Genomic DNA, 8,840 nt, shown 5'->3' on the forward strand with positions numbered 1-8,840 from the left:
TTTTTTGTGTAAAATACTACTTTAACGTTCATGTTTCTTGTATAAATTGGGCTTATTTTTAAATTTTTGTATCACAACCAGAAATTTCGGTGCCCCAAGTCATTAAAAATATTTCTTTTCTAAGTAAACTCAATTATTAGAAAGAAGGAAACCTTTTTTACAAGTGTCTCTAATAATAGTGTTCAACACTTTTCAGTATCTAAATTATATACATCCCTATAATAATTTTGTATGCGATTGTTACTATAAATTTCCTTATAAACCTAGAATTTTTTTAATAAATTCTAAAATTGCTATTACAATATCCATTCAGATTACCTCCTTTATAATTTTTTAGTGCATACGGCTACATATCATTTTGCCGCACTCTATAAAGTATTCTAGCTGAATGAATTTCCAAATGTCACTCTATGAAGATGGATCCAATGGTTATGTGGCCTTAAGGAAAGAAAGTTTCCTTAAGGCAAATTTATAACACAATGAAAATTCGTTCAATATATTTCGTGTGTGAGGGACTTGAGAAAATTGTATTTGCATATCCGGCGTTTATTGAATTCCTACTGCATCAAAAGACGCTTTTACTGCAGTTACTTCTGAAGAACTACCCCCATATAAGTCATTTGCTGCTTGGATTAAACGTACACGTGCCTGACTAAAATTTGTAGACTCTGTAAAATAGGCGATATTGGCACGATAGTAGATTGCACCCATCTTGTCCGTTCCAATCCCGTTTACTGTTACCCCATAATGAGTACCGCCATTTGCTAATAAATAAGCGGCTTTATTTATAATGCTACTATTTGTATGAACACCACCGTTATCATTTGCGCCTATATATCGTTTTGAGTAGTGATCTGGATCACCATATTTTGTAGGGTTACTCATTGATCGCATGGCCTGATTTCTAGATACAGAGATATCTTTCCCCGGCTCCCAATCTATATTTCTGTTTTGATATTGTTTGATTAATACGCCAAATATATCAGAGATAGCTTCATTTAATGCCCCAGACTCTTTACGATAGATTAAATTAGAGGTTGTCTCTGTTATAGCATGTGTTAATTCATGTCCAACCACATCTAATCCCCCTGAAAAAGATGTGAATGTATGTCCATCGCCGTCACCATATACCATTCTTGATCCATTCCAAAAAGCGTTGTTATAGTTTTTTCCATAATGTACCGTGGAATATAATGCCGCTCCACTGTTGTTATACGAGTTTCGATTGAATGTGTTTTTATAATAGTCATATGTGATTCCTGTATAGTAATGGGCATCCACTGCAGCCGCATCATAGGACTGGTTGAATACATTTGTTATACTGGACCATATGATTCCAGGGACCTGAAGTCGATTCTTCGCATCATATGTGACAATCATCGCTCCACGTGTAGTATCTTGTAAGTAATATTTGTTTTCTAACAATGTAATAGGGAGGGATTTCACGTCCCCCCATATTCCTTTACCTGTCCCCATTGTATTGGTTCCTACCATTGGGACTTTCCTATCAGTAACAGATGTTGAGTTTATCGTATTATATTTGTCTACAATGTTTCCATTTTGTACATCGATAAAATAATAATAGTTTCCAGGTTCCGGATCTAAGAAGTTTAAATGTACCATGTATACCGGGATGGGTTTTCCATTTTGTAGATAGATATAAGGCATGGAAGTAGGATTTTCTTCATATGTGACCTGCATATTTAAATCTTTTTGAGCAATTTCAATCGCCTTTGTTTCATCTATTTTACGAGTGACTTGCAAGGAATGAAATTGATCTAAATTCGGAGCAATATCACCTGAAAATACCTTGAGAACACCTTGCTCACTAATATGGGCAACCTGTGTATATCCCCATATTGGGACGCCTTCATAACGTTGTTGTAAACGGACTATGGTAAAATGTGTGACCGGATCCTTAGTGATTTGTGTAATATCAAATGAATCTTCTGCTTTTTTACTCCCTAATTGATAAGATTCTTTATTGGTATTTAGGTAGTCAAAAATAACGATTTCGGGGTTTTGATCCGATATCGGAGTTAAATTCCCCTTCTTAAAATCCGGAATCCTTCCCATACTATTATCTTTTTCAAGTGAAATGCCCCCACTGTTTGTCTGCTCTGCATATACGAGATTTCCAAAATTACCGATCATACATCCAAGCCCTAATAAGGTCAGCATGCAACGTACTTTCCGCATCGTATCCTTCCTTTCACAAGCAAAATTTTTATTAAGTGCAAAAGTGTTTGGATTTTTGTAGGCCCTCATTATCACGTATATCATTTTCCACCAGCCATCAAATCACAAAATAGCTACCTTGCTCGATTCTGATATGTCAGTCATTACCTCGATTTCTATGTTGAATCAAATTTATAGTACATAATCAGAAATCATAATATAACCTCTATTGCATAAAATATATATTTATAATATTCTTCTCCTCCTTTCACGGCGTTTCTGATGATCATAAGCTGTTCCAATCCAGTGCTTTGTTTATATCCTATTTGTAAAAAATATAAAAATAATGTGTCCTTCTTTGTAAATAACATGTGAAAATCCAAACAATACTTTATTCATACAGGAGGAATGATATCCCTCCCTAAGATTGCTTGAGAAACAAAAATTGGTATAATAATCACATGTGGATAGCTGGGGATAAAGATAGAATATTCATAACAGAGGAATGATTGCGATTTTTATTATTTGGATTTCTATATATAAAATTCTGTTCCTAAAGATACACGTTTATGTACAAATGACAAAATAACTCTTTACATTGTTCCTTGTAGGCAAAAAAACGAAATCCAATTTAGGCATGATGAATTTTTAAAGAGGACTTATATATATCGAACTTTGCAACAGAACCGTTTATAACATGTTGTAGAAGTGATAAGATATTTTGGTTTGTTATTTATTTTATTTCATTTTCTCCTTGGAGATTTTTTGTAAATAAAAAACACCACAAGTAGGGATTTGTGTGTTTAAGAGGAAATCAAGTGAAATCTTCAAAAGTAGTAGCTTTTCTTATTTTACAAGAAATTGTATGTGTGGGTATTGAGAAAGGTACTCTCTGAATTCGAGATAATAAACAATACATACAACAATCGTTCTAATGATGAGATAGCACTCTAAAATGTGTATGCAGAGTGACAACATGCAAATAAGCCCTTATGTAGACCTTAAGAGCTTTTCTGCAGCCATTTTAATTAACGCAATTTCGTGATACAGAGCTTCAGAAAGAATCCCTGTTTGTATGTTTTTGTTCATCTCCATGAAAAAACCGGCTAAAAGGTTGTCTGGTAGTTGCTCGTATAAAGACAAAAACAATTTCTCTTTTCACAACCAATTTACCAATCAAAGTTTTCGTGCTATTTCTGAGCATATAGTACGGATATTACTGTAAAACTTCAAAAGTAACAAATTGTTCTAGATGTTCTAATGTATCTTGAAATTCATTTTTATGAAAAGATGCACAACGCCCCATTACCTGAACGACTTGCTGATTCACATATAGGGGTTCTAGATACGTAATCACGAATATATCAAGATTACTAACAGGAAAACAATAAAAAATAATTGTTTTCCCCGCCCATGCTAATGGATAAATTGTTTTTAATTTTCTTCTTGTTTCTTCATCTCCAAGATGTGGTGCGGTATCTAGCGTTTGCCCAATAAAATCTTCCCTTTGTTGATGAACAGATTGAAGTAATTCCTGATTTACATCTGTAAAAACAAATTGATGTTCTACTTTTTGAAATACGAAATACATGCTAGGATAATGTTCTTCATATTCGTGGAATAACTTTTCTAAAAGTAAACACAATTGCATTTTTAATTCCATAGAATCATTTCTCCTTCTATATAAAATTAGTTTAACGTATATTTATTCATTAATTATAGTATATAATTAATGAATATTCAAAAAATAAAACATTAATTGCAACTATAAGTATTTTAATGTTTATAACGCCGCTTTCTGGAAAGCGTAAGCGATCGAAGAACTTCGAAAACCCACTCCTTTAGGGGTGGGTGTGGAGCGGCAATTGAAACTTGTAACTTTCAAAGCCCATTGCTTTAGCTGTGGGTATTTACATATAGTCAGTTCCAAAAGGTACACGTTGATGTATAAATGACAAAATAACTCTTTACATTTTTCCTTGTATACCAATTTTTGTAGTTCCTTGTAGGCAAAAAAACGAAATTCAATTTAGGCATGATGAATTTCTAAAGAAGACTTATATATATCGAACTTTGCAAGAGAGCCCTGTAAATAATGACGGATGAAGATATAAAAAAGTGGAATTTGAGAGATGAAAACGGTAGAAAACGCCCTATAAGAAGTCTATGTAGTAGTATACTGAAGTGTTATATAATTTCACGTACTCTACTGATTAACCAAAATAAAAACCACCCAACAAGTCATCAGGGGTTGCTTCTTCTCTTTATCCCTCGCTACAATAGACATATAGAATACGAAATAGAAAGGTGACTCTAACCATGAATCAACCTTTAGTGAATTTACGAGTCGATTTTGCATTTAAGCAATTATTTGGTGTACAAGGACAAGAAGAGTTATTAATTTCTTTTTTAAATGCAATCTTGCAGGAGTCTTTATCTACACCAATTGCATCGCTAAAAATTGAAGATCCGCATTTGCATAAAGAATATGAGGAAGATAAATTATCCATACTAGATATACTGGCAACACTGCATGACGGAACAAAAGTCAACATCGAAATCCAACTAAGAAATACACAAGAGATTGTAAAACGTGCCCTTTACTATTGGAGTAAACTCTACACGTCTCAGCTTGAAAAAGGAATGTCGTATCGTTCGCTTCGAAAAACGATTGCCATTAACTTATTAGATTTTCATCTCTTTCCTGATTATGAAGAGATGCATACAATTGGACAGTTTTGGAGTAAACAGCAGAAACAAATTTTGCTCGATGATTTGGAAATTCATTTTATCGAGATTCCAAAATTACTGCAGCAATGGAGAGAAGAGAAAATTAATCCGTGAGAAAATGAATTTGCTCGTTGGTTACTCTCTGGCATTCCTACTGTTTATTTTTAAGATGGCATCAAAAATTCCAAACCATATCATGTGTGAAAGGAGATATGGTTTGGGAAAGGAAATAATACTCCCTTACTATAACGAAAAGAAGACAAAAACTGAATCACAAATATGTCCTTTGTCAAAGGTCAAATGAAAGAAATACAAGTGAAGAAAAATAAAAAATCAAACATTTTAGGGCCGGTTATTACAAGATAAAAGTGAGCAAAACGATAACTACACTACGTACCTAATACCTTTAAAAGTTCTATAGCTGCTGGAATAACAGCCCCTAAAAATGTTAACACAGCAATTGCGATGCTCATATGTATGATCCCCTTTCTGAATGAAGAATTTCCCTTATTATAGCTTTGAATGGATATACACACAATTGTTTTTTTATTTTTCTGGTAATTAATTTCTTTCTTTGCTTCAAGAAATTGTTTATACATGTCTATGTAGTAGTGATTACATGATAACCAAAAAGGGTAAGCATAATAGCCTACTCCGTTTTGATGTATAAAAAGATAGTTAATACTATGTACTTCCTTGCAATATATAACCATATAGATGTCTTTTTTCATTCATTATTTCATTTTAGCTGGATACTTCCAATCTCGCTTATCTTTTTTTTCAGGTTTTGTTTTTGGCTTCTTTTGCTCTATTTTGTTCTTCACCTGAGTTTGTTGTTCTAGTTTACCTAACTTTGTTTGCATTTTTTCTATCTGTTCTTTTACTTCTTTAAACTCCAACTTGATTTCTGATAGCAATCTTAAAATTGCATCTCCTTTATTCATATATAACAACCTTCCTTCGCAGACAAAAACTTTCTCAACGTTAAAAAAATGAACATTCTGTATTTTTGATTATAATATAGAAGAGTGCTGACATTCTTCCCTTTTAAAAAGAACGGACTATCCGAATAGAACCGTTCTTTTTAGTATATTCTATATTTTTTATTTTCATAGCTGTTACTTTTTTTCAATTTTTTATAATATCAACTTACCGTAATTTTCATCTCATCTTTTACCGGTGAACAGACTCACTTACGTTCGTAAAGGTACATTCCTTGGGAATATAACAAAAACTTTGTAATAGAATCTGCAATATGATGGATCAACATAACTAGCTAAATATAGAATGTATTTAATTATGCTCAACTTTTCACAAAGTTGTCACTAATATTTGGTTCACATAAAAAAATACATAGTATTATAAATATATCAAGGACAGAAATACATATTATTTTTTCAATTTTTCATGCTACAGCAAGGAGGATACAGTAAATGATAGGTATGATGAATAATGAACAAGAACTTCCACCAGAAGTATTCTATTTCATAGGGAATCTCCTTACAAGTTGGATGTAATTTTTTACATCAACATGCTCAATATTTCACAATTTTATATTTGTTATGAAACTAACTATTAAAAATATTAATTTATAATTATATTAAGGAGGATAATAATGATACATATTCCAATACCAGATTATTTTGTATCCATGGTTTCATCATTTTTTATGTAGAAAATGAATTTATAACATAAAAGGTAGACATCTCCTTCATAAGAGGGATGTCTACCTTTTATTTCTTCAAGAAGTATAAAGGACTAGCGTCCTAATTAGCGACATTTTTTTAGTGTAATCCATAGCTCTTCTATTTCTTTTACACTCGTTGTTTTATCTAAATTCAGGTCTTCCTTATACTTTTTCTTCCACCTTTTTGTAATCCTGTGTATTTCATCGGGGGATGCCAATATATCGTTCTCAAAGTTCGTTCCTTCTTTTTGATCTTCGACTATCATTCTTGTAGACTCTTTTATTTTCTTTTTAGGATGTTTTGTTTCCATATACATTTCACACAATCTCCTTTGCATATATTAAGTAGTCTTCTGGTTTTTGGTTTCTCATCGAACATTCAACTTCTTTAATCAATGATTTCAATTTTTCATGACTATATAAGTTCCACTTAATAATCTAACATGATTTAGAATTTAAGAAAGGTTTTATTTGTCCTTTGATAAAGGTATATTTAATATTTTTAGTTGATAAATACATGTTAAAAACTCTATCGAAACTTATAACGCCGCTTTCGAGAAAGCGTAAGCGATCGAAGAACTCCGAAAACCCACTCCTTGAGGGGTAGGATATGGAGCGGTAATTGAAACTGGTAACTTTCAAAGCCCACTGTTTTAGCTTTGTCTTTTTAACCACTGGTAGTATCCGCTTCTAGATACTTCTGCAATTTTACATAGTAGCTGTATTGAACGCATACCTTTGGACATTTCTTGTATCACTTCATATTTTTTGTATGCCGGTACAGCTTTCATGCCTCCTTTAACATTCCCAATAGCTTTTTTAGCATTTCATTCTCTGTTTCTAGATATTGGATTCTTTCTGTAGGCTCCCTTGGACAATTTCTAGGTCTCCCTTTTTTCCTCCAGTAGCCTTTCCACGTTTTTCTTCTAAACCTTTGAGTCCCTCTTCTTTGAAACGTTTCACCCATCTACGTACGTTTTTTTCAGCAACGCCTAGTTCTTTTCCTATTTGGGTATACCCCATGCCTTCCTTAAAATATAAATCTATAGCTTTTTTCTTAAATGTTTCATCATATGTTCTTTTAATTTTCCCTATAAAAAAATCCTCCTTATAATAGACAGGATATAAAGCTTTCTTTTTATTGTCTACTATAGGGGGATCATATCATAACAGAGACGGTTTTCTTTTTTTCTGATTTATTTAGTGTTGCAACATCATATGGATAATATTGTATATAAAACCAAATTCTTTACCTTTTATTAATATTATGTAAATGATATTATCGTAAATAAGAATCGTTACGTTTTATAGGTTGGTATTCAAAATAATCAATGAGGAGTGATAAATATGTTAAAACAAAAAATGATGAAGGTAGCTTTATGTGGGGCTCTTGGTGTTGGAGTTGTTGGTTCTATGGAAGCATTAAAACCATCTCAAGCAAGTGCTGCTGTTAGTTCCCAAGGAATTATAGATACGATTACAGGGAACATTAAGTCAACAAAAGCACTAATCGAAGCATCTAACGATATATATAAGACACTTCAGGGGACAGGATTTAGCGATCGCGCAAAACGTCAAAATAATATGTATAATTATCTTGCACAAATGACACAACAAACTCCAGGCTATAATCTAGTACTAGTAAAACAATCCCTAAGTCATGCATTTGTAGACCCTAATACCCGAGCAAATTTAAACTTGGGTACTGATCCAAGTTATCATCAAGTAAATAATATAAAAATAAATGGTGGAACATATACTTTACATGCGTTTAAAAAGGCAGCTGTTTTCCGCTCGACAGATCCACAATATATGAAATATTTAGGTGTTAATCCTTCAGGTACATGGTATCAAAAATTAGGAACGCACTTGCAGAGTTTTATGACACACGGTTTACCAAATGGAAATGACATGGTTATAATTCAAGGTGCAGAACAAAATCCACAATTTAATGGACTAAATGAAACCTACATTGGACAGCGCTAACGATCTATTAAAGAAACCTTTTCTTAAGGAAAGGTTTCTTTTCATTTGTAAAAGCATTTCTAATACTCTAATAAAGAATAAATTTACCGTTTCAAAAGGTAAACGTTTATGTATAAATGAGGGTGTTGCAAAACTTATAAATATCCAAAAATGAATGCATAAAAAAATCCGCTTTCCTGAAAGAATGATAGTAACCCAAACTATCTCCAGAGAGGACGGATTTACTAGTATGATAACCAAGTTTGATGAAAATCAATCC

7 protein-coding genes and 1 pseudogene are annotated in these 8,840 nt (G+C 32.5%); 2 read left to right on the plus strand and 6 right to left on the minus strand.

Annotated features, from left to right (window positions below; genetic code table 11):
* Positions 1-546: 546 nt before the first annotated feature.
* On the minus strand, positions 547-2,199 hold the full coding sequence (locus CDB3_RS29600; RefSeq protein WP_372708567.1) for a M4 family metallopeptidase: 1,653 nt from the start codon (positions 2,197-2,199) through the stop codon (positions 547-549).
* A gap of 1,195 nt (positions 2,200-3,394) precedes the next feature.
* Positions 3,395-3,841, minus strand: a complete 447-nt coding sequence (locus CDB3_RS29605; protein ID WP_128856937.1) for a hypothetical protein — start codon at positions 3,839-3,841, stop codon at positions 3,395-3,397.
* A gap of 656 nt (positions 3,842-4,497) precedes the next feature.
* Between CDB3_RS29605 and CDB3_RS29610 the strand changes: the two are divergent.
* A pseudogene (locus tag CDB3_RS29610) lies at positions 4,498-5,019 on the plus strand (Rpn family recombination-promoting nuclease/putative transposase); the annotation flags it as partial.
* A gap of 623 nt (positions 5,020-5,642) precedes the next feature.
* Here the strand turns inward: CDB3_RS29610 and CDB3_RS29620 are convergent.
* The 4 genes from CDB3_RS29620 to CDB3_RS33010 all read right to left on the minus strand — a co-directional run bounded on the left by CDB3_RS29620 (position 5,643) and on the right by CDB3_RS33010 (position 7,618).
* Positions 5,643-5,852: a hypothetical protein gene (locus tag CDB3_RS29620; protein WP_128856939.1), complete on the minus strand. Its 210-nt coding sequence runs from the start codon at positions 5,850-5,852 to the stop codon at positions 5,643-5,645.
* Positions 5,853-6,678: 826 nt separating this feature from the next.
* On the minus strand, positions 6,679-6,912 hold the full coding sequence (locus CDB3_RS29625) for a hypothetical protein (protein WP_128856940.1): 234 nt from the start codon (positions 6,910-6,912) through the stop codon (positions 6,679-6,681).
* A 336-nt stretch (positions 6,913-7,248) separates the two neighbouring features.
* On the minus strand, positions 7,249-7,386 hold the full coding sequence (locus CDB3_RS31915; protein ID WP_179139778.1) for a hypothetical protein: 138 nt from the start codon (positions 7,384-7,386) through the stop codon (positions 7,249-7,251).
* A 49-nt stretch (positions 7,387-7,435) separates the two neighbouring features.
* Positions 7,436-7,618: a helix-turn-helix domain-containing protein gene (locus CDB3_RS33010; protein WP_306295577.1), complete on the minus strand. Its 183-nt coding sequence runs from the start codon at positions 7,616-7,618 to the stop codon at positions 7,436-7,438.
* Positions 7,619-7,942: 324 nt separating this feature from the next.
* Between CDB3_RS33010 and CDB3_RS29635 the strand changes: the two genes are divergently transcribed.
* Complete coding sequence (locus tag CDB3_RS29635) at positions 7,943-8,581, plus strand: hypothetical protein (RefSeq protein WP_128856941.1); 639 nt, start codon at positions 7,943-7,945, stop codon at positions 8,579-8,581.
* The last annotated feature ends 259 nt before the right edge of the window (positions 8,582-8,840 follow it).

Source organism: Bacillus sp. CDB3 (genome assembly GCF_002081505.1).
Classification (GTDB): Bacteria; Bacillota; Bacilli; order Bacillales; family Bacillaceae_G; genus Bacillus_A; species Bacillus_A cereus_AT.